Source organism: Bradyrhizobium sp. LeoA1Lang, assembly GCF_055413685.1.
In genome coordinates, this window is record NZ_JBVAPG010000551.1 from 1 (window position 1) to 352 (window position 352).

At 56.5% G+C, this 352-nt stretch carries 1 pseudogene; it reads right to left on the bottom strand.

Annotated elements, in window-relative coordinates:
* Positions 1 to 238: 238 nt before the first annotated feature.
* Positions 239 to 352: pseudogene (locus ACZYOF_RS44470) on the bottom strand (IS630 family transposase); the annotation flags it as partial.

A 352-nucleotide genomic window follows, 5' to 3' on the forward strand; every position in this document is an offset into this window, starting at 1 on the left:
CGTTCGCGGCGAGCGGCACCGGGCTTCTAGCTCCAGACGCTCCTTCCGCGAAACGCGGACTTCTCTTGCTTCGGGAATCATCCCGATCTTGAATCACGACTCACGTTCTATGAAAAGTGGGTACTAGTCTGGTGTCAGGCCTATGCCCACCGCTTAGGGAAGTGAGTGGCACGATTCCAAGATGCACGCGGCGGATGACGCTCACGTCGTTATGATTGTGCCTTGCTAGTACCCGGAATCAGAGCTGAGTGATACGGCGCCCTGTGAAGCGGCGTTGACGGACCTTTTTCTTGGTCCAGACGAAGGGCTCGGCTTTGTCGTTGTACGCGTTGACGTAGGCATCGATGTGTTC